18 protein-coding genes are annotated in these 20965 nt (G+C 62.3%); 9 read left to right on the top strand and 9 right to left on the bottom strand.

The genetic code is table 11. The annotated features are described in order from the left end of the window. Positions 1–10: 10 nt before the first annotated feature. From acnD to AC07R1_RS30460, 4 genes are all read right to left on the bottom strand, one after another. Positions 11–2605 (bottom strand): Fe/S-dependent 2-methylisocitrate dehydratase AcnD, encoded by a 2595-nt coding sequence (acnD, locus tag AC07R1_RS30475; RefSeq protein WP_011060183.1) that lies wholly within the window; start codon positions 2603–2605, stop codon positions 11–13. A 201-nt stretch (positions 2606–2806) separates the two neighbouring features. After that, positions 2807–3934: a bifunctional 2-methylcitrate synthase/citrate synthase gene (gene prpC, locus AC07R1_RS30470; protein ID WP_011060182.1), complete on the bottom strand. Its 1128-nt coding sequence runs from the start codon at positions 3932–3934 to the stop codon at positions 2807–2809. A gap of 174 nt (positions 3935–4108) precedes the next feature. Continuing rightward, positions 4109–5002, bottom strand: coding sequence for a methylisocitrate lyase (gene prpB, locus AC07R1_RS30465; protein ID WP_011060181.1), 894 nt, complete (start codon positions 5000–5002; stop codon positions 4109–4111). Beyond that, positions 4999–5721 (bottom strand): GntR family transcriptional regulator, encoded by a 723-nt coding sequence (locus AC07R1_RS30460; RefSeq protein WP_495111247.1) that lies wholly within the window; start codon positions 5719–5721, stop codon positions 4999–5001. Before AC07R1_RS30460 ends, prpB begins: the two co-directional genes overlap by 4 nt. A gap of 267 nt (positions 5722–5988) precedes the next feature. Between AC07R1_RS30460 and rloA the strand changes: the two genes are divergently transcribed. From rloA to pabB, 4 genes are all read left to right on the top strand, one after another. Further along, complete coding sequence (gene rloA / locus AC07R1_RS30455) at positions 5989–6525, top strand: retropepsin-like aspartic peptidase RloA (RefSeq protein ID WP_011060179.1); 537 nt, start codon at positions 5989–5991, stop codon at positions 6523–6525. Between the two features lie 5 nt (positions 6526–6530). Next, positions 6531–8063: an osmotic stress tolerance membrane protein RloB gene (gene rloB / locus AC07R1_RS30450; RefSeq protein ID WP_495111246.1), complete on the top strand. Its 1533-nt coding sequence runs from the start codon at positions 6531–6533 to the stop codon at positions 8061–8063. Beyond that, positions 8063–9049, top strand: coding sequence for an alpha-L-glutamate ligase-like protein (locus AC07R1_RS30445; RefSeq protein ID WP_015634740.1), 987 nt, complete (start codon positions 8063–8065; stop codon positions 9047–9049). The genes rloB and AC07R1_RS30445 overlap by 1 nt, the downstream gene beginning before the upstream one ends. A gap of 176 nt (positions 9050–9225) precedes the next feature. After that, positions 9226–10569 (top strand): aminodeoxychorismate synthase component I, encoded by a 1344-nt coding sequence (gene pabB / locus AC07R1_RS30440; protein WP_262213529.1) that lies wholly within the window; start codon positions 9226–9228, stop codon positions 10567–10569. A gap of 337 nt (positions 10570–10906) precedes the next feature. Here the strand turns inward: pabB and thrH are convergent, their stop codons facing one another. Further along, positions 10907–11524, bottom strand: a complete 618-nt coding sequence (gene thrH / locus AC07R1_RS30435) for a bifunctional phosphoserine phosphatase/homoserine phosphotransferase ThrH (RefSeq protein WP_011060175.1) — start codon at positions 11522–11524, stop codon at positions 10907–10909. Between the two features lie 175 nt (positions 11525–11699). Here thrH and AC07R1_RS30430 point away from each other — a divergent pair, with 175 nt between their 5' ends. The 3 genes from AC07R1_RS30430 (at position 11700) to AC07R1_RS30420 (ending at position 15247) form a co-directional block, all read left to right on the top strand. Beyond that, positions 11700–12434 (top strand): phosphoadenylyl-sulfate reductase, encoded by a 735-nt coding sequence (locus AC07R1_RS30430; protein ID WP_011060174.1) that lies wholly within the window; start codon positions 11700–11702, stop codon positions 12432–12434. Positions 12435–12922: 488 nt separating this feature from the next. Next, the gene (locus tag AC07R1_RS30425) at positions 12923–14464 is read left to right on the top strand and encodes an NCS1 family nucleobase:cation symporter-1 (RefSeq protein WP_019093272.1); all 1542 of its coding nucleotides are present in this window, start codon (positions 12923–12925) and stop codon (positions 14462–14464) included. A 54-nt stretch (positions 14465–14518) separates the two neighbouring features. Continuing rightward, on the top strand, positions 14519–15247 hold the full coding sequence (locus AC07R1_RS30420; protein WP_015634735.1) for an aspartate/glutamate racemase family protein: 729 nt from the start codon (positions 14519–14521) through the stop codon (positions 15245–15247). Between the two features lie 36 nt (positions 15248–15283). Here the strand turns inward: AC07R1_RS30420 and AC07R1_RS30415 are convergent, their stop codons facing one another. Further along, positions 15284–16207, bottom strand: a complete 924-nt coding sequence (locus tag AC07R1_RS30415; protein WP_495111245.1) for a LysR family transcriptional regulator — start codon at positions 16205–16207, stop codon at positions 15284–15286. Positions 16208–16330: 123 nt separating this feature from the next. On the opposite strand from AC07R1_RS30415, the gene AC07R1_RS30410 reads away from it, so the two are divergent. Further along, positions 16331–17077, top strand: a complete 747-nt coding sequence (locus AC07R1_RS30410) for a 3-oxoacyl-ACP reductase family protein (protein ID WP_019093270.1) — start codon at positions 16331–16333, stop codon at positions 17075–17077. 83 nt (positions 17078–17160) lie between these two features. Here the strand turns inward: AC07R1_RS30410 and AC07R1_RS30405 are convergent, their stop codons facing one another. The 3 genes from AC07R1_RS30405 to AC07R1_RS30395 form a co-directional block, all read right to left on the bottom strand. Then, complete coding sequence (locus AC07R1_RS30405; protein WP_011060169.1) at positions 17161–17856, bottom strand: HAD-IA family hydrolase; 696 nt, start codon at positions 17854–17856, stop codon at positions 17161–17163. 422 nt (positions 17857–18278) lie between these two features. After that, positions 18279–18644, bottom strand: coding sequence for a glycine zipper domain-containing protein (locus AC07R1_RS30400; RefSeq protein WP_015634733.1), 366 nt, complete (start codon positions 18642–18644; stop codon positions 18279–18281). A 399-nt stretch (positions 18645–19043) separates the two neighbouring features. After that, positions 19044–19484 carry a hypothetical protein gene (locus tag AC07R1_RS30395; protein WP_342403339.1) on the bottom strand — a complete coding sequence of 147 codons (441 nt, stop codon included), beginning with the start codon at positions 19482–19484 and terminating at the stop codon, positions 19044–19046. A 917-nt stretch (positions 19485–20401) separates the two neighbouring features. On the opposite strand from AC07R1_RS30395, the gene AC07R1_RS30390 reads away from it, so the two are divergent. Continuing rightward, on the top strand, positions 20402–20671 hold the full coding sequence (locus tag AC07R1_RS30390; RefSeq protein WP_019093267.1) for a hypothetical protein: 270 nt from the start codon (positions 20402–20404) through the stop codon (positions 20669–20671). Positions 20672–20965 lie beyond the last annotated feature (294 nt).

Raw genomic sequence — 20965 nt, 5'->3', positions numbered from 1 at the left:
GGTACGTTGCTTAGCTGGCTACTGCCGATTCCAGGAAGTCCTGGGCGAAGCGTTGCAGCACCCCGCCCGCCTCGTAGATCGATACCTCTTCGGCGGTGTCGAGGCGGCAGGTCACCGGCACCTCGAGCCGCTCGCCGTTCTTGCGGTTGATCACCAGGGTCAGTTGCGCCCGAGGCGTGCGCGCGCCGATCACGTCGTAGGTTTCAGTGCCGTCGATACCCAGGGTCTTGCGGTCGGTGCCCGCGAGGAACTCCAGCGGCAGCACGCCCATGCCCACCAGGTTGGTACGGTGGATGCGCTCGAAGCCTTCGGCGACGATGGCTTCCACCCCCGCCAGGCGCACGCCCTTGGCTGCCCAGTCGCGGGACGAGCCCTGGCCGTAGTCGGCACCGGCAACGATGATCAGCGGCTGCTTGCGCTGCATGTAGGTTTCGATGGCTTCCCACATCCGCGTCACTTTGCCTTCCGGCTCGATCCGCGCCAGGGAGCCCTGCTTGACCTTGCCGTTTTCCTGGACCATTTCGTTGAACAGCTTCGGGTTGGCGAAGGTCGCGCGCTGAGCGGTCAAGTGGTCGCCACGGTGGGTCGCGTAGGAGTTGAAGTCCTCTTCCGGCAGGCCCATTTTCGCCAGGTACTCGCCGGCCGCGCTACCCGCCATGATGGCGTTGGACGGCGACAGGTGGTCGGTGGTGATGTTGTCCGGCAACACCGCCAGCGGGCGCATCCCGGTCAGGCTGCGCTCACCGGCCAGGGCCCCTTCCCAGTACGGCGGACGGCGGATGTAGGTGCTCTGAGGGCGCCATTCATACAGCGGCTCGACTTTCGGGCCGGTGTCTTCGTGGATGGCGAACATCGGGATGTAGACCTTGCGGAACTGCTCCGGCTTGACCGCCGCCTTGACCACCGCGTCGATCTCTTCATCGCTCGGCCAGATGTCCTTGAGGCGGATTTCCCGGCCATTGGCGTCCAGGCCCAGAACGTCCTTTTCGATATCGAAACGGATGGTGCCGGCAATGGCGTAGGCCACCACCAGCGGCGGCGAAGCCAGGAACGCCTGCTTGGCGTAAGGGTGGATGCGCCCATCGAAGTTGCGGTTGCCCGAGAGCACGGCGGTGGCGTACAGGTCGCGGTCGATGATTTCCTTCTGGATCACCGGGTCGAGGGCACCGGACATGCCGTTGCAGGTGGTGCAGGCAAAAGCCACCACGCCAAAGCCCAGTTGCTCCAGCTCATGGCCCAGGCCGGCCTCCTCCAGGTACATGGCCACGGTTTTCGAACCCGGGGCCAGGGACGACTTGACCCACGGCTTGCGGGTCAGCCCCAGCTTGTTGGCGTTGCGCGCCAGCAGGCCGGCGGCGATCACGTTGCGCGGGTTGCTGGTGTTGGTGCAACTGGTGATGGCGGCGATGATCACCGCGCCGTCCGGCATCTGCCCCGGGGTTTCGGACCACTGCCCGGCGATGCCCTTGGCCGCCAGGTCGCTGGTGGCGACCCGGGCGTGCGGGTTGCTCGGCCCGGCCATGTTGCGCACCACCGACGACAGGTCGAACTGCAGGCCGCGCTCGTAGCGTGCGCTCTTCAGGCTGTCGGCCCACAGCCCAGTGTGCCTGGCGTAGCTCTCTACCAGGCGCACCTGCTCATCTTCACGGCCGGTGAGCTTGAGGTAGTCGATGGTCTGCTGGTCGATGTAGAACATCGCCGCCGTGGCGCCGTATTCCGGAGCCATGTTGGAGATGGTGGCGCGGTCGCCCAGGGTCAGCGCCGCGGCACCTTCGCCAAAGAATTCCAGCCAGGCCCCCACCACTTTCTGCTTGCGCAGGAACTCGGTCAGCGCCAGCACCATGTCGGTGGCGGTGATGCCCGGTTGCAGCTTGCCGGTGAGCTCGACGCCGATGATGTCCGGCAGGCGCATCCACGAGGCGCGGCCGAGCATGACACTCTCGGCTTCCAGGCCGCCCACGCCGATGGCGATCACCCCCAGCGCATCCACGTGGGGGGTGTGGCTGTCGGTGCCGACGCAGGTATCAGGAAAGGCCACACCGTCGAGCACCTGGATCACCGGGGACATTTTCTCCAGGTTGATCTGGTGCATGATGCCGTTGCCGGGCGGGATCACGTCGACGTTCTTGAAGGCCTTCTTGGTCCAGTTGATGAAGTGGAACCGGTCTTCGTTGCGCCGGTCTTCGATGGCGCGGTTCTTGTCGAAGGCGTCCGGGTCGAAACCGCCGCACTCCACCGCCAGGGAGTGGTCGACGATCAACTGGGTCGGCACCACCGGGTTGACCAGCGCCGGGTCACCGCCCTGGTCGGCGATGGCGTCGCGCAGGCCGGCCAGGTCCACCAGTGCGGTCTGGCCAAGAATGTCGTGGCACACCACGCGGGCCGGGAACCAGGGGAAGTCCAGGTCGTCTCGGCGTTCGATCAGTTGGCCGAGGGAAGCGTTGAGGGTTGCCGGATCACAACGGCGCACCAGGTTTTCCGCCAGTACGCGGGAGGTGTAGGGCAGGCTGTCGTAGGCGCCTGGCTTAAGCGCATCGACCGCCGCCCGGGCGTCGAAATAGTCCAGTTGGCTGCCGGGCAGCGTCTTGCGAAATTCACTGTTCATGGTCAGGGCTCGGTCACGGTAGTTTCAAAGGGAGCGCCTGGCACCGTGTTGAATGGGCATCTATCCCCTGTAGGAGCGAGCTTGCTCGCGATGACTGAATCAGGTCCGACATCGCTGTCGGCTGGTCCATCGCTATCGCGAGCAAGCTCGCTCCTGCAGGTGCTGCGGTGCATTCAATCAACAGTACCGGCGCCCTCCCGGTCAGCGGCGCTCGATTGGCACGAACTTGCGCTGTTCAACGCCGATGTACTCGGCGCTTGGACGAATGATGCGGTTGTTGGCACGCTGCTCGAACACGTGGGCGGCCCAGCCGGTCAGGCGCGAGCAGACGAAGATCGGTGTGAACAGCTTGGTCGGGATGCCCATGAAGTGGTACGCCGAGGCGTGGTAGAAATCGGCATTGGGGAAGAGTTTCTTCTGCTCCCACATGGTCTTGTCGATGGCTTCGGACACCGGGAACAGCACCTTGTCACCGACTTCGTCAGCCAGCTTCTGCGACCAGCCCTTGATCACCTCGTTGCGCGGGTCGCTGTCTTTGTAGATCGCATGGCCAAAGCCCATGATCTTGTCCTTGCGCTCGAGCATCCGCAGCAACTCGGCAGTCGCCTCCTCGGGGCTCTGGAAGCGCTCGATCAGCTCCATGGCCGCTTCGTTGGCGCCGCCGTGCAGCGGGCCGCGCAGCGAACCGATGGCCGCGGTGACACAGGAATAGAGGTCCGACAGGGTCGAGGCACAGACCCGGGCGGTGAAGGTGGAGGCATTGAATTCGTGCTCGGCATAGAGGATCAGCGAGACGTTCATCACCTTGACGTGCAAGTCACTGGGCTTCTTGCCATGCAGCAGGTGCAGGAAGTGGCCACCGATGGTCTGCTCGTCGCTGACGCAATTGATGCGCACGCCTTCGTGGCTGAAGCGGTACCAGTAGCACATGATCGCCGGGAAGGCCGCCAGCAGGCGGTCGGTGACGTCGTGCTGCTGGGAGAAATCCTTCTCCGGCTCGATATTGCCCAGGAACGAGCAACCGGTACGCATCACATCCATCGGATGGGCCTGGGCCGGTATGCGCTCCAGCACTTCCTTCAGCGCCTGTGGCAGGTCGCGCAGCTTGCTCAGCTTGGCGCTGTAGGCGGCCAGTTGTTCCTGGGTCGGCAGGTCGCCGTACAGCAACAGGTAGGCGACTTCCTCGAACTGCGCATCGGCCGCCAGTTCGCGCACGTCATAGCCGCGGTAGGTCAACCCGGCACCGGCCTGGCCCACGGTGGACAGCGCGGTTTGCCCGGCCACCTGGCCGCGCAGACCTGCACCACTCAATACTTTTGCTTCGGCCATTGCTCTCTCCAATCTTGAATTTGTTAGGGACTTGGCAACTTCACGGGTCGGGGCTCCCCCGACAGTGCAGGAGCGAGCTTGCTCGCGATCCGGGCCCGCGCGCCCCAGCGAATCAGGGGCTGTGCGTTATCGCTGACGGCCATCGCGAGCTAGCTCGTTCCCACAGGGATTGATTCAGCCTTTCTTCTGCGCGAACAGCGCATCGAGCTTCTGCTCGAAGCTGTGGTAATCGATGCGCTCGTACAGTTCCATGCGGGTCTGCATGGTGTCGATCACATTTTGCTGGGTACCGTCGCGACGGATCGCGGTGTAGACGTTTTCTGCGGCCTTGTTCATGGCACGGAACGCCGACAGCGGGTACAGCACCAGGGAAACATCCACGGATTTCAACTGTTCGGTGGTGTACAGCGGTGTGGCGCCGAATTCGGTGATGTTGGCCAGGATCGGGGCTTTCACCCGATCGGCGAAGATCTTGTACATCTCGAGCTCGGTGATGGCTTCCGGGAACACCATGTCGGCGCCGGCCTCGATGCACGCCGCGGCGCGTTCGAGGGCCGACTCCAGGCCTTCCACCGCCAGGGCGTCGGTGCGCGCCATGATCACGAAGCTGTCGTCGGTACGGGCATCCACCGCGGCCTTGATGCGGTCGACCATTTCCTGCTGGGAAACGATCTCCTTGTTAGGGCGGTGACCGCAGCGCTTGGCGCCGACCTGGTCTTCGATATGGATCGCCGCGGCGCCAAACTTGATCATCGACTTGACGGTGCGCGCCACGTTGAAGGCCGACGAACCGAAACCGGTGTCCACGTCCACCAGCAGCGGCAGGTCGCAGACGTCGGTGATACGACGCACATCAGTGAGAACGTCGTCCAGACCGGTAATGCCCAGGTCAGGCACGCCGAGGGAGCCGGCAGCGACCCCGCCGCCCGACAGGTAGATGGCCTTGAAACCGGCGCGCTTGGCCAGCAGGGCATGGTTGGCGTTGATCGCGCCGACCACTTGCAACGGCTGTTCGCTGGCGACCGCATCGCGGAAACGCTGGCCTGGAGTGCTCTTGTTGGAACTCATGACTCACCTCGTGGAGTGGCTGTCTGATGGGCGCTGTCCTGGTAGTGACGCGCGATATTGCGTTTCGAGGCGCCGATGTGGCGGCGCATCAACAACTCGGCCAGTTCGCCGTCGCGATCGGCAATGGCATCGAGAATCCGGTGGTGTTCGGCAAAGGCCTGGTGCGGGCGGTTGGGGGTCGCGGAAAACTGGATGCGGTACATGCGCACCAGTTGATACAGCTCGCCGCAGAGCATCTGCGTGAGGGTGCGGTTGCCGGCGCCCTGGATGATCCGGTAGTGGAAGTCGAAGTCCCCTTCCTGCTGGTAGTAGCCGACGCCGGCCTGGAACGCCGCATCGCGTTCGTGGGTATCGAGCACCCGGCGCAGTTCGTCGATTTCCTCGGTGGTCATGCGCTCGGCCGCCAAGCGACAGGCCATGCCTTCCAGGGACTCACGGATTTCGTAGAGTTCGATCAGCTCGGCATGGCTCAGGGACACCACCCGGGCGCCGACATGGGGCACCCGCACCAGCAGGCGCTGACCTTCCAGGCGGTGGATGGCCTCGCGCAGCGGGCCGCGACTGATGCCGTAGGTGCGCGCCAGCTCAGGCTCGGAGATCTTGCTGCCCGGGGCGATCTCGCCCTTGACGATGGCCGCCTGGATCCGCCGGAAGACGTTTTCGGACAGGGTTTCAGAATCTTCCTGTGCCTGCATCGGGTGTTCGAGTTGATCCAGCATATTGTCGACACCTTTAAAATCAATGAGGCAAAAATTAGCCAATACACCGAAAACAGTCAAAGGAAAAATAGAGATTGTCGACAATCGTCTAATAACCCTAAGCGCCAGGGCAAGACAAAAGGCCCGCCCCCGGCGCTGGCGCCATAAAACCAGCATGCTAGAATGCCGCCCGCATTGGCCTGTCATCTTTTTATGGCACGCATACGAGGGAGCTTGCGCAGCAATGCCGGTCGCCTTGAACTGAAGAACCCATGCCCATCAGGATCTATGAGACTCAAGGCCCTTCCCCTACTGCTCTGCCTGCTTGCCCTGCCCGGCATCAGCGCCGCCGCCGGCAAGACTGTCTACGGCTTGAATGAATACGCTCGGCTGTCCGGCATCGACCTGGAGGTCGCGGCCAAGCTCGACACCGGGGCCAAGACCGCTTCCCTGAGTGCCCGCGACATCAAGCGCTTCAAGCGCAATGGCGAGTCCTGGGTGCGTTTCTACCTGGCGATCGACGCCGCCCATTCCCATCCCATCGAACGGCCTCTGGCCCGGGTCAGCAAGATCAAGCGCCGTGCCGGCGACTACGACCCCGATGAGGACAAGAACTACACCGCACGGCCGGTCATCGCCCTGGATGTCTGCATGGGCAGCGCCTTGCGCAGCATCGAAGTGAACTTGACCGACCGCAGCGCATTCCAATACCCGCTCCTGATCGGCTCCGAAGCCCTGAAACGCTTCGATGCGCTGGTCGACCCCAGTCTTAAATACGCTGCTGGCAAACCCGCCTGCGCCACCGACGCTCATACCGCAGAGTAATTCCAATGCGCTCTCTTACCCTTCATCTGAAAGTCCTGATCGCCATCCTGGTGGTGCTGGGCATTTCGATCACGGCCTATCAGATCTTCGTGCTCGGCATTCCGGTGACCGAAGACGCTACCGACGATCTGTGGAACATCGATGCCAAGGTCGAGTTCGTCGCCAACGGCAAGGACCCGATCAAGATCCAGATGTTCGTGCCGCCCCTGAGCCGCGATTACGTGAGCCTCAACGAGAGCTTCATTTCCAACAACTACGGGGTGGCGGTTAACCGCGTCGACGGCAACCGCAAGGTCACCTGGTCGGCGCGCCGGGCCAAGGGCAACCAGACCCTGTACTACCGCCTGGTGCTGACCAAGCGCTACAGCGCCGAGAAAGCCAAGGTCAAGGGCCCGACCTTCCGTGACAGCATGGCCGTGGAAGGCCCGGAAAAGATCGCCGCCGACGCCCTGCTGGCGCCGATCCGCCAGCATTCGGCGGACGTCGAGACCTTCATCAGCGAAGCCATCAAGCGGGTCAACAACGCCAATGACGACAACGCCAAGCTGCTGCTGGCCGGCGATCCGTCCAGCACCAACAAGGCGAAGATTGTCGAGCTGCTGCTGTCCATCGCCCACGTGCCGGTGGAAAAGGTCCACACCATCCGCCTGGTGGCCGACCAGCCGCAGACCCCGGAGCTTTGGCTGCGCAGCTTCAACGGCACCGACTGGCTGTACTTCAACCCGGAAACCGGTGAGCAGGGCATGCCCAGCGACCGCCTGCTGTGGTGGACCGGCGACGACAACCTGATCACCGTCGATGGCGGCAAGAAAGCCAACGTCACCTTCAGCCTCAACAACAGCGAAATGAACGCCATTCGCCTGGCCAAGCTGACCGACGAGAACACCGACGCCAACTTCCTCGAATACTCGCTGTACGGCCTGCCGCTGCAGACCCAGCAGACCTTCATGATCATGGTGATGATCCCCATCGGCGTGCTGGTGATCCTGGTGCTGCGCAACCTGATCGGCCTGCAGACCCTCGGCACCTTCACCCCGGTGCTGATCGCCCTGGCCTTCCGCGAGACCCAGTTGGGCTTTGGCATCGCGCTGTTCACGGTGATCACCGCGCTCGGGCTGTCCTTGCGCTCCTACCTCGAACACTTGAAGTTGCAGATGCTGCCGCGACTCTCGGTGGTACTGACCTTCGTCGTGGTGCTGATCGCCGCCATCAGCCTGTTCAGCCACAAGCTGGGCCTGGAACGCGGCCTGTCGGTGGCGTTGTTCCCGATGGTGATCCTGACCATGACCATCGAACGCCTGTCCATCACCTGGGAAGAGCGCGGCGGCGGCCATGCGATGAAAGTCGCCATCGGCACCCTGTTCGCCGCCTCCCTGGCGCACCTGATCATGAGCGTGCCGGAACTCACCTACTTCGTCTTTACCTTCCCGGCGATGCTGCTGATCCTGGTGGGCTTCATGCTGGCGATGGGTCGCTACCGCGGCTACCGCCTGACGGAGCTGGTGCGTTTCAAAGCCTTCGTCAGGGCCGACTCCTGATGTTCGGCCTGTGGAAGACCTGGAAAGCCCTCGAAGCGCGGGGAATCATGGGCATCAACCGGCGTAATGCCGACTACGTGCTCAAGTACAACAAGCGCAGCCTGTACCCCATCGTCGATGACAAGATCATCACCAAGGAACGGGCGATCAAGGCCGGTATCCATGTGCCGGAACTGTACGGGGTGATCTCCACCGAGAAGGAAATCGACAAGCTCGGCGAGATCCTCAAAGGGCGCAACGACTTCGTGATCAAGCCGGCCCAGGGCGCCGGAGGTGACGGGATCATTGTGATCGCCGACCGCTTCGAGGGCCGCTATCGCACGGTGTCCGGCAAGATCATCAGCCACGAAGAGATCGAGCACCATATCTCCAGCATCCTCACCGGCCTGTATTCTCTGGGCGGCCACCGCGACCGGGCGCTGATCGAGTACCGGGTGACCCCGGACCAGATCTTCAAGAGCATCAGCTATGAAGGCGTGCCGGACATCCGCATCATCGTGCTCATGGGCTACCCGGTGATGGCCATGCTGCGCCTGCCGACCCGCCAGTCCGGGGGCAAGGCCAACCTGCACCAGGGCGCCATCGGCGTCGGGGTCGACCTGGCCACCGGCCTGACCCTGCGCGGTACCTGGCTGAACAACATCATCACCAAGCACCCGGACACCACCAACGCGGTGGACGGCGTGCAACTGCCCTACTGGGACGGTTTCATGAAGCTGGCGGCCGGCTGCTACGAACTCTGCGGCCTGGGCTACATCGGCGTGGACATGGTGCTGGACCAGGACAAGGGCCCGCTGATTCTCGAACTCAACGCGCGGCCGGGGCTGAACATCCAGATCGCCAACGACTGCGGCCTGACCCAGCGCACCCACGCCATCGAAGCCCACCTTGAGGAGCTCAAGGCCCAGGGCATCGAGGAAAGCGTCGAGGAGCGGGTACGCTTCGCCCAGGAACTGTTTGGCCATATACCTGCCGTGGAAGGCTGATAGCGCCTGCCGCAGGGTGCGAACGGAAGGTCCTGCGGACCTTTTCGCAGCCTGCGGCAGCAGCTACAGGTCGGTGAATACGCCACGAACCGGGCAAACACCGACATCCCCTCTAGGAGCAACTCCTGCAGAGGCATACAATCGCCAACCGCGCTCCGATGGCTGATTTGCCCCGCATGTTGACCTGTTCCGTACACCCGCTCCCCTACCGCACCAACCCCGCCGAGTATTTCGCGGCAATCGAGCACGCCCCCGGCGCCGTGCTGCTGGACAGCGGCCGGCCCAGCGCCGAGCGCGGGCGCTATGACCTGCTCAGCGCCTGGCCCCTGGCGCAGTTGACCGTGGCAGCCGCAGAAAGCGGCAGGGGCTTTCTCCAGCGCCTGCGGGACAACCTGGGGCAACTGGGCCCGGCGCAACTACCCGCTCCTTATGAACTGCCCTTCGCCGGCGGCCTGATCGGCTACCTCAGCTATGACTTCGGCCGCCATCTGGAGCGCCTGCCAAGCCAGGCCCGGGATGACCTGCAACTGCCCGACGCACGCTTTGGCCTGTATGCCTGGGCGCTGATCAACGACCACCAGGCAGGCACCAGCCAGCTGGTGTTCCACCCCAGCCTGGATGCCACCGAGCGCCAGCGCCTGATTCAACTGTTCAGCCAGCCGCTGCCCGCGTCGCAGCCGGCATTCAAGCTGACCGGCGCCATGCTGGCTGATCTGAGCGCCGAGGACTACCGCCAGGCGTTCCAGCGCATCCAGCACTACATCCAGGCCGGCGACTGCTACCAGGTGAACTTCGCCCAACGCTTTCGCGGCCAGTACCAGGGGGATCCCTGGGCGGCCTATTGCGCCCTGCGCGCCGCCTGCCCGACCCCGTTCTCGGGTTTCCAGCGGCTGCCGGAAGGCGGTGCGGTGCTGAGCCTGTCGCCGGAGCGCTTTGTCCACGTCACCCAGGGCCGGGTGGAAACCCGCCCGATCAAAGGCACACGCCCCCGCGGCCGGGATGCCGCGCAAGACGCGGCCAATGCCGCCGAGCTGCTGGCCAGCCCCAAGGACCGGGCGGAAAACCTGATGATCGTCGACCTGCTGCGCAACGACCTGGGGCGCACCTGCCGCATAGGCTCGGTACGGGTACCGGAGCTGTTCAGCCTGGAAAGCTACCCCAACGTGCACCACCTGGTGAGCAGCGTCACTGGCGAGCTGGCGGACGGCAAGGACGCCCTGGACCTGATCGCCGGCAGCTTTCCCGGTGGCTCGATCACCGGCGCGCCGAAGATCCGCTCGATGCAGATCATCGATGAGCTGGAACCCACGCGGCGTGCGCTGTACTGCGGTTCGCTGCTGTACCTGGACGTGCGCGGAGAAATGGACAGTTCGATCGCCATCCGCAGCCTGCTGGCCAAGGATGGGCAGATCTGTTGCTGGGGCGGCGGCGGAATAGTCGCGGATTCCGACTGGCAGGAGGAATACCAGGAATCCATCACCAAGGTGCGGGTGCTGCTGGAGACATTGCAGGGGCTTTAGGGCCTCTTCGCCGGCAAGCCGGCTCCTACAAGAGCGCGTCGTTCTCCCCCCGTAAGAGCTGGCTTGCCAGCGAAGGCGTCGGCAGGATTTGCGCAAAATCCAAAGGCCTCTTCGCCGGCAAGCCGGCTCCTACAAGCGCGCGCCGTTCTCCCACCCGTAGGAGCTGGCTTGCCAGCGAAGGCGTCTGCAGGATTTGCGCAAAATCCAGGGGCCCCTTCGCCGGCAAGCCGGCTCCTACAAGAGCGCGTCGTTCTCCCACCCGTAGGGGCTGGCTTGCCAGCGAAGGCGTCGGCAGGATTTGTGAAAAATCCAAGGGTCTCTTCGCCGGCGAACCGGTTTACAGGCTCAGGGGACGATTGGAAGCCTTGATGAACTCCTGCTTCAGCTCGGCAAAGCTGTGCACCGCCGGGAACTGCGGGAACTCGCGGATCACGTTGTCCGGGGCGTGGAACAGGATGCCGGCATCCGCCTCACCGAGCATCGTCGTGTCGTTGTAGGAATCCCCCGCCGCAATCACCCGGTAGTACAGGCTCTTGAAGGCCAGCACCGACTGGCGCTTGGGGTCTTTCTGGCGCAACTGATAGCCGGTCACCCGGCCGCCGTCATCGGTGATCAGGCGGTGGCAAAGCAGGGTCGGAAAGCCCAGCTGGCGCATCAGGGGCTGGGAAAATTCATAGAAGGTGTCGGAAAGGATCACCACTTGGAAGCGCTCGCGCAGCCAGTTGACGAATTCCACCGCGCCGTCCAGTGGCTTGAGGGTGGCGATCACTTCCTGGATATCCGAAAGCTTCAGGCCGTGTTCGTCGAGAATCCGCAGGCGCTGTTTCATTAGCACGTCGTAGTCGGGAATATCCCGGGTGGTTGCCTTGAGGGATTCAATCCCGGTTTTTTCGGCAAAGGCGATCCAGATTTCCGGGACCAGTACACCTTCCAGATCGAGACAGGCAATTTCCACAAGACACTCCCATTGGTTCTGATTATTTAAATTGAGCGAGCAAAAGGACTGCCGAACTCTAGCGATTCGCCTGCACAGGCGCAACGCAGAGGAGCGCGCCAGGGCGGTGTGGATTTTGTTAAGATCGCCCCCCTATAGAGCGCACAGCGCCACCGACCTGTAGGAAACCGCCCTGATGACCCCATCGTTCGACGTCGCTGAACTCGCCGCGACCTATGCCAACAAATCCGCCCAGGACATTCTCAAACTGGCCTTTGCCCAGTTCGGCGATGACCTGTGGATTTCCTTCAGCGGTGCCGAGGATGTGGTGCTGGTGGACATGGCCTGGAAGCTGAACAAGAACGTCAAGGTGTTCAGCCTGGATACCGGCCGCCTGCACCCGGAAACCTACCGTTTCATCGATCAGGTGCGTGAACACTACAAGATCCAGATCGAGCTGATCTCGCCGGACCACAGCAAGCTCGAACCCTTCGTCAAGGAAAAGGGCCTGTTCAGCTTCTATAAGGACGGCCATGGCGAGTGCTGCGGTATCCGCAAGATCGAACCGCTGCGGCGCAAGCTGTCCACCGTCAGCGCCTGGGCCACCGGCCAGCGCCGTGATCAGAGCCCGGGTACCCGCAGCCAGGTGGCAGTGCTGGAAGTCGACACAGCCTTCTCCACGCCGGAGCGCACCCTGTACAAGTTCAACCCACTGGCACAAATGAGCAGCGAGGAGATCTGGGGTTACATCCGCATGCTCGAACTGCCCTACAACAGCCTGCATGAACGCGGCTTCATCAGCATCGGCTGCGAGCCCTGCACCCGCCCGGTACTGCCCAACCAGCACGAGCGCGAAGGCCGCTGGTGGTGGGAGGAAGCTACCCAGAAAGAATGTGGCTTGCACGCCGGCAACATTATCAGCAAAGCCTGACACCTTCCCTGCGGGCGCGCCTGAAGGACGCCCGCACTGAAAGCCAACCCGCAGCAAAACCTGTACACAAGAATGTCACCGTCGGTGCCATTTTTGTGTGCACTTCAAAGATTCCCCGCCCCAAAAGGTTACAAGCCTTTCCTGCGCCGATATCCATTGGGCGCCAAGCCGTGCCTGGCGAAAAATAAATACCTGTTCAAACGGTCAATTTTTAATCTCGTCTTTTCAGAAGGTTAGGAATAACCCATAACAAAACGAAATCAGCAGCCAATTTCATAGTCGTGAAATTGGCACAGAAGTGGCTTTAGTTGATTTATGTTTTGTATACAAAAAAACCAAAACATACATACACTAACCGTCCGCACGCCTGACCCACGACTCAAGCTGCAGATGCCCCGAACCCAGTGATTCCTTACCCTGTGACGAAGATTGTCGAGCCCCCTCGCTCAAGCACAGTCATCCAGGGCCGGAGTCAGGAGCATGCCGGAATGCGTACCAGCCCTTCCAACAACATCGCACTGGATCTGCCCTCCTCGCTGCATTCGCACAACGTCCAACAACCGGTCGCCGATGCGGCCCCCATCGCGCTCAGCCCACGCCTGCACAACCGCGACCTGGCACCGACCAAGGTCGAAGGCCGGCGCTGGGGTGGCTACAGCATCTTCGCCTTGTGGACCAACGATGTGCACAACATCGCCAACTACTCCTTCGCCATCGGCCTCTACGCCCTGGGCCTGGGCGGCTGGCAGATTCTGCTGTCCCTGGGGATAGGCGCGGCGCTGGTGTATTTCTTCATGAACCTGTCCGGCTACATGGGGCAGAAGACCGGGGTGCCGTTCCCGGTGATCAGCCGCATCAGCTTCGGCATCCATGGCGCGCAGATTCCGGCACTCATCCGGGCGGTGATCGCCATCGCCTGGTTCGGCATCCAGACCTACCTGGCCTCGGTGGTGTTTCGCGTGCTGCTCACGGCCATCCATCCGGGCTTCGCCGATTACGACCACAACTCGATCCTCGGCCTCTCGACCCTGGGCTGGGCCTGCTTCCTGGTGATCTGGCTGGTGCAACTGGCGATCCTCGCCTATGGCATGGAAATGATCCGGCGCTACGAAGCCTTCGCCGGGCCGATCATCCTGCTGACCGTGGCCTGCCTGGCCGCCTGGATGTACACCCAGGCCGACGGGCAGATCGCCTGGTCGATCCGCGAACCTCTGACCGGCAGCGAAATGTGGCGGCAGATCTTCGCCGGCGGCGCCCTGTGGCTGGCAATCTACGGCACCCTGATCCTCAACTTCTGCGACTTTGCCCGCTCCTCGCCGTGCCGCAAGACCATCAAGGTCGGCAACTTCTGGGGCCTGCCGGTGAACATCCTGGTGTTCGCCACCATCACCGTGCTGCTGTGCGGCGCGCAGTTCCAGATCAATGGCCGGGTCATCGAAAGCCCCACGGAGATCATCGCCTCGATCCCCAACACACTGTTCCTGGTCCTGGGCTGCCTGGCCTTTCTGATCGTGACCGTGGCGGTGAACATCATGGCCAACTTCGTCGCCCCGGCCTTCGTCCTCAGCAACCTGGCGCCCAAGTACCTGACCTTCCGCCGCGCCGGGCTGATCAGCGCGGCGCTGGCGGTGCTGATCCTGCCGTGGAACCTGTACAACAGCCCGCTGGTGATCGTGTATTTCCTCTCCGGCCTGGGCGCCCTGCTCGGCCCGCTGTACGGGGTGATCATGGTGGACTACTGGATCCTGCGCAAAGCCCAGGTCAACGTGCCGCAGCTCTATAGCGAAGACCCGCAAGGCGCCTATTTCTACAGCCGCGGGGTCAACCTGCGGGCAGTGGCGGCCTTTATTCCCGCGGCGCTGATCGCCATCGTGCTGGCCCTGGTGCCGGGTTTTGCCAGCGTCTCGCCATTCTCCTGGCTGATCGGAGCCGGCATCGCCGGGATGCTCTACCTGATCATCGCCAAGCGCCAGCCCGGCTACGCGGACGTCAGCGGCGAAAGCATCGCCGTGGACAACGTCAGCCATTGAACCTGCCCGGCCCGGCGCGCCGGGCCTGAACTGCCCAACCTGCAAGGAACCCTCATGCGAATTCTCGTGGTCAACGTCAACACCACCGACTCCATCACCCAGGCCATCGCCCACCAGGCACAAAGCGTGGCAGCGCCGGGTACCGAGATCATCGGCCTGACTCCCTACTTCGGTGCCGAATCGGTGGAAGGCAACTTCGAAAGCTACCTGGCGGCCATCGCCGTAATGGACCGGGTGCTGGCCTACGACCAGCCCTATGACGCGGTGATCCAGGCCGGCTACGGCGAGCACGGCCGCGAAGGCTTGCAGGAACTGCTGAACGTGCCAGTGGTGGACATCACCGACGCCGCCGCCAGCACTGCCATGTTCCTTGGCCACGCCTACTCGGTGGTCACCACCCTGGACCGCACCGTGCCGCTGATCGAAGACCGGCTCAAGCTCTCCGGCCTTTATGACCGCTGCGCCTCGGTGCGGGCCAGCGGCCTGGCGGTACTGGAGCTGGAGGAAGACCCGCTGCGCGCCGTGGAAGCCATCGTGCGCCAGGCCGAACGGGCGGTGACCGAGGACAAGGCCGAAGTCATCTGCCTGGGCTGCGGGGGCATGGCCGGCCTGGATGAACAGATTCGCTTGCGCACCGGGGTGCCGGTGGTGGACGGAGTAACGGCAGCAGTGACCATTGCCGAGTCCTTGGTGCGTCTGGGGCTATCCACCTCCAAGGTACGCACCTATGCCACGCCCCGGCCCAAGCGAGTGCTGGGCTGGCCCTTGCGGGCGGGGCGCTGAGGCCGGCGGTACATAGAGTCGTCGCCAGGCCGGCTCCTACAAGGCGCTGAAGGCCTGAGCCAGGCCTTGCTCGGCGAACTGCTCGATGACGAAGTCGACGAAGGCCCGCGTCTTGCCCGGGAGCATCTTGTGCTCGGCGTAGTAGATCGAGGTAAAGCCATCGTCCACGTACCAGTCCTGCAACACCCGCTGCAAGGCCCCGGAACGCAGGTAATTGACGGCAAACGGCATGCTCACCAAGGCCAGGCCCAGCCCTTGGGCCGCGGCGATGCAGGCGGCCTCGGAATCGCTCATGGTCATGCTGGCCTTGAGCTCCAGCGGGCACATCAGCCCTCCCCGACCGGTCATCTGCCAGGTGCGGATGCGCCCGGTCTGGGGGGAGCGGATAAGAATCCCCCGGCAATGCCGCAGGTCTTCGGGCCCGTTGATCGGTGCCCGCCCCCGCAGGTAATCGGCGCTTGCCACCAGCACCCGGTGAGCCGGCGACAGCCGCCGGGCGACCACTCCCTGGGGCAATTCGAAACCGCCGCCAATGGCCGCATCGAAACCTTGGCCGATCAGGTCCACCTGGCGGTTGTCGAAATGCCAGTCGGGATGAATATCCGGGTAGCGGCGCAAAAAGGCGCCGAGCATCGGCACTATGTACAGCCCGCCGAACACCGTGCCCATGCTGACCTTGAGCGTCCCCGCCGGGCGCCCCTGGGCATCGGCCAGGGTGCTGACCGCGTTCTGGATGGTCTGCAGGCTGTCGGCGACTTCCGCGAGAAACAGGCGGCCGGCCTCGGTCAGGGTCAGGCGTCGGGTGCTGCGCTGGAACAGGCGCACACCAACCCGGGTTTCCAGCTTGGCCACGCTCTTGCCCACCGCCGCCGGGGTCAGGCCGAGCCGCCGCGCCGCCTCGGCAAAGCTGCCGACTTCAGCGCTGCGGACAAAACATTCGATACTGCTAAAGGCTTCCATAGAGGCCACTCTAAACTTCTGGTTTACACAGAGTATAGAAATTACCGGCTACACAGAGGCTAATCCGCGGCCGATACTCGCTCCAAGCACAAGGCACCCGGCCTTGAATCTCTGGAGAAGCACATGAGCACATTTGACCTCAGCGGCAAAGTAGCCTTGATCCAAGGCGGTTCCCGTGGCATTGGCGCAGCCATTGTCGAGCGCTTGGCGGCAGAAGGCGCCAGCGTCGCCTTTACCTACGTCAGTTCGGCGAGCAAGGCCCAGGCCCTGCAGGACAGCATCATCGCCAAGGGTGGCAAGGCCCTGGCGATCCACGCCGACAGCGCCGACGCCGAGGCCATCCGCCGCGCAGTGAACGACAGCGTCAAGGCCTTTGGTCGACTCGATATCCTGGTCAACAACGCCGGGGTGCTGGCCATTGCGCCATTGGACGAGTTCAAGCTGGAGGACTTCGACCGGACCCTGGCCATCAACGTGCGCAGCGTATTCATCGCCACCCAGGAAGCCGCACGACACATGGGCGAAGGTGGCCGCATCATCAACATCGGCAGCACCAACGCCGACCGCATGCCCTTCGCCGGTGGCGGCCCCTACGCCATGAGCAAGGCCGCACTGGTGGGCCTGACCAAGGGCCTGGCCCGGGACCTTGGCCCACGGGGCATCACCATCAACAACGTCCAGCCCGGCCCGGTGGACACCGACATGAACCCGGCGGACAGTGACTTCGCCGCGAGCCTGATGGACCTGATGGCTATCCGTCGCTATGGCCATGCCGAAGAGGTCGCCGGTTTCGTCGCCTACCTGGCCAGCGCCGAAGCGGGCTATATCACCGGCGCCAGCCTGACCATCGACGGTGGCTTCGGCGCCTGATACCCCACAAAAAAACGGGCCGCCGGCGACCGGCGGCCCGTTTTTCAGTGCCTTTAAAACGGCGGTTTGCTGCCGCTCAGCCATCAGTCCCAGTGCAGGTGGGGCAAGCCGCAGGCAGCCGGCTGAAAGCCTTTGAGGGAACGGATGATCCCGTGGGCATGGGCAAACTTGCTATCGGCCATGGCCGGATCGGGCACTGCGATCACGCTCATGCCAGCGGCCCTGGCCGCGGTCACGCCAAACGGCGAATCCTCGAACACCAGACACTCGGCCGGGGCCACCCCCAGGCGACGGGCAGCCGTGAGGAAGATATCCGGCGCCGGCTTGGCCGCCGTCACTTCCGGATCGTCGGCGGTGACGATGGTGTCGAACAGCGCGAACCAGTCGCCATGGCGGGTGGTTTTCTCGCCGAACGACATCTGCGACGAACTGGTGCCCACGGCAATGGGGATCCGGTGTTCCTTCAAGTGCCGCACCAGCTCTTGGGCCCCGGGCATGGCCTGGGCGCGGGGAAAGCGCTCACGCATCAACGGTTCGCGCATCACCAGGAACTCTTCGGCGCTGATGGGCAGGTCCAGGGCCTGGACCACATAGCGCGCCAGGTCGCCGGCTCCCCGGCCGATGATGTTCTGCTTGATGGTCCAATCGTAGGTGCGGCCATAACGCTCGGCGATCAACTGGGTGATCTCGGTGTAGATGCCCTCGGTGTCCAGGAGCAAGCCGTCCATGTCGAAAATGACGGCCTTGATCGGCCCCAAATCATTCAACTGTGCATTCATCGCATCTGATCCGTTAGCAAAAGTACATTCCAGGGAGCGGCTCAGGTACGGCCAGTTCTTCTTGGCAATTCACCAATTAAAGGATTCAGCAGCATAGCGGCGGGCTTGGGTCGGAAGCAACCGAGGGGGCTGGACGGCGGTTGCTGCGGACCTTGGTCGGCTGCACCAGGCGGGCTCTTGTCGCCTTCCGGCGCCTCTTGCAGAGGTACGCGTGCATCGTCCTGCAATGAACCGGGGTCTTCATTCCCGGGGTCGTTGATCACCTCCGGCTCGTCGGAAGCGGGCTGTGCCTGGCCTGGCGTCTCGCGGGGCATGATCGTCTCCTTGAACATCGGGACTCAGAGCCTTGAGTATGGCGAAGCCTGGGGCAAGCCACACAAAAAACCCGGCGCAGGGCCGGGTTTTCTTCAGGCAAGGCAGAATCAGTGACGCTTCTTGTGACCCATGCTGCTACCCAGGGCGCCACCGGCCGCGCCGCCGATACCGGCACCGACGGTCGAGCCGGTGCTACCGCCCAGGCGATTACCGATCAGCGAGCCACCGGCCGAACCCAGGCCACCACCGATGGCCGCCTTGGCCCGGCTGCCTTTGCGCGCCCCGGCCGCACTGCCTGCCGCACCGGCGACACCCGCGCCGATTGCCGCACCGGTACTGCCACCGAGCTTCTGCCCGACCACATTGCCCAACGCGCCGCCAAGCCCGCCACCAATGGCCGCAGTGCCATCGCCGGCCATAGCGCCTTGAGCCAGCAGAAGTCCCACAACCAGGGCAGGTAGAGTTAAACGCATGACTTGAACCTCAAAGAAAGACTGTCGGACTGACAAGAAAGCCCAGTGCCACGCTGGCCAATTCGAGCTATCGCGGCCGCACCCGGGTTGCTCCCAGGTGCCTTGGACAGCTGATTTTAAAAGAGTTTTATCCCCGCGCAAAAAAAAGCCCGCTGGGGAACGGGCTAGGGATGCTGCTTTTAACGGATGGTTCGAGCCTACTCAGGCAGATGTGAAGATTATGTGAAAAGAGCCTGTCAGTGGGAGCAACACCAACAGACCTTGAGCTTCACCCATCCCGAGGCATCTTCAGCTCACCTTACCGAAAATGTTCAGACCGGGCCGCTGGCAGGCAACGCCTTGGAGCGTTACCAGTGCAACGCCCCGATCCCCGCCACAGAGGCTCGAACGCAGTTGCACTCAACGAATGCTGCGGATGCTGCCTTTATTGCCTTTGACCGTGACCGAGACTTTCTTGAAGACAAAGTAGTTTTCTTCACTCACTTCATAACGCGGAGCAACGATCAGGTCAGCGCCCGAAGATTTGACTGCCTTGAACGCCGCGGCGGACTTGACCGCACTAACCGGATCAAAGCCCAGGCCGCCCAGTGCACCACTGCCGTCACCACCGTAAGCCACACCGTCGGCAAACTGGCTATCGCCACCGAACTTCAGGAAACCAAACAGGATGTTGACCGACGACTGACCGGAAATCGCTTCGCCCACTACTACATCCGCCTTCAGGTCAGCCTTGACCTGACTGTCGATTGGCGAAGATGGCTGGCTGATGTTGTAGCTGGTGCAACCTGCAGCGGTGGCAACAAGAGCGGACAGTGCGAGGAGTTTGAAAATGGCTTTCACGTTTATTTCCTTATCACGCTACATATAAAAAGCATCATCGCTGGATGCGCAGCCCCGTTTGAGTCGGGATAAGGAACATATCGCTACTTATAACAAATTGAGATAAGAAAATTCCGAAACACACAGAAAACATCTTAATAAATAGCCCAAAAAGCTCCCTGGCGAACAATGGGACCTCGCCAATCTTTCCCCTGAAAAACCTCCAGGCAATAAAAAGCCCCGCATAAAGCGAGGCTGTCTGCACCCTGCGTTACCTTCTCTTCGGCAACGCCCTGGGGAAAAACATCTTGTTGCTGGCCACAGGCACCGCCGCCTTTCTCTTGCTGACAACTGTGCCAGAAGATTCAGCCTCTGCTTCGAATGCAGCCTGACCGCAACGCACCAAGTTGTTGATTGGGAACTCATCCCCGTTGTCTTCAATATAAGCAAGACTCCTCATACCCAGCTCCCTCCAACAACCGACCAGTACCGGCAAGCTCCTGATTGCCTGGAAAATACTGCTCGTCACGGCAATTCAGACTAGACAGTCATTTGCCGACCCGCCGTTCAAAACAGACAGGCGCCGACGAGTGGCTGCACGCCATGGGCGACGATGGATCGCTCCACCTCCCGAACGCACGTAAAGGCTGAAAATGGGCCGGTTGTCGTCGGGTTACTACAGTTGGCATTAAAGCTTTAAAGACCAGCCAGGAAGCATGTGCTCAAGCTCTTCATTACTTCACCTGCCGCCACCATCTGAAAAACCCAGTTTTTTATATCTTTGTCAATAGTGCCGTTGAGCGACTGTGCGGGAAATAACGCGGTGCTAGGCTTTCCTGGCGTCACACCATGCGCGCGCCCGATCTGTTCAGGCTAGTGATAAAGGCAGGTCAGGCTCAGGTATAAGCCGCTTGTCAGATGACTGAAAGGATTCGAACATGAAAAAGTCCATAACTGCTCTGGCCGTATCCGCGACGATCGCTTTCACCGCAACTGTCGCGAACGCTTCCGTACATCCGACCCCGATCAAGGCTCCGCAGACCGTCAATCAGGTGACAGCTTCTACTGACACCCCTTTCGGAACCCAAAAAGCAGCGGGCGAAATCCAGATGGCCAGCCTGGCCAGAAGCTGCTCCGATAGCCGATATTCCTGGTGGGAATACAGCGGTTGGGAAATCGTCGGCTGCCTCATAAGTGGCCAGTGGTAACTCTTCAGGCGTAGCTGGTGCGTGGCTTGCCGAATGAGCGCGCACCAGAGCCTGCTACAGGCTGCCCCGGGGTCAACCCAACACAACTTCCCCCTACCCGCTCCATCGGGCCATTTTTCAGACGCCAAAAACCACAAACCCCCGACTTTCTTTAGGAAAGTCAGGGGTTTGTGTTTGTAGAATGTGGCGATGAAGGAGAGATTCGAAACTACCCGCAAAGTTACTTCTATTATGCAAGTGCCCGGTTTACAAGGGCTGCAGTCCGATTGCTTTCGTGAAAATCGAGGCTCGCCA

The organism is Pseudomonas sp. GW821-FHT07F01, from assembly GCF_059418825.1.
The sequence above is the reverse complement of the archived record's forward strand: the minus strand, read 5'-3'. Positions and strand labels throughout refer to the sequence as shown.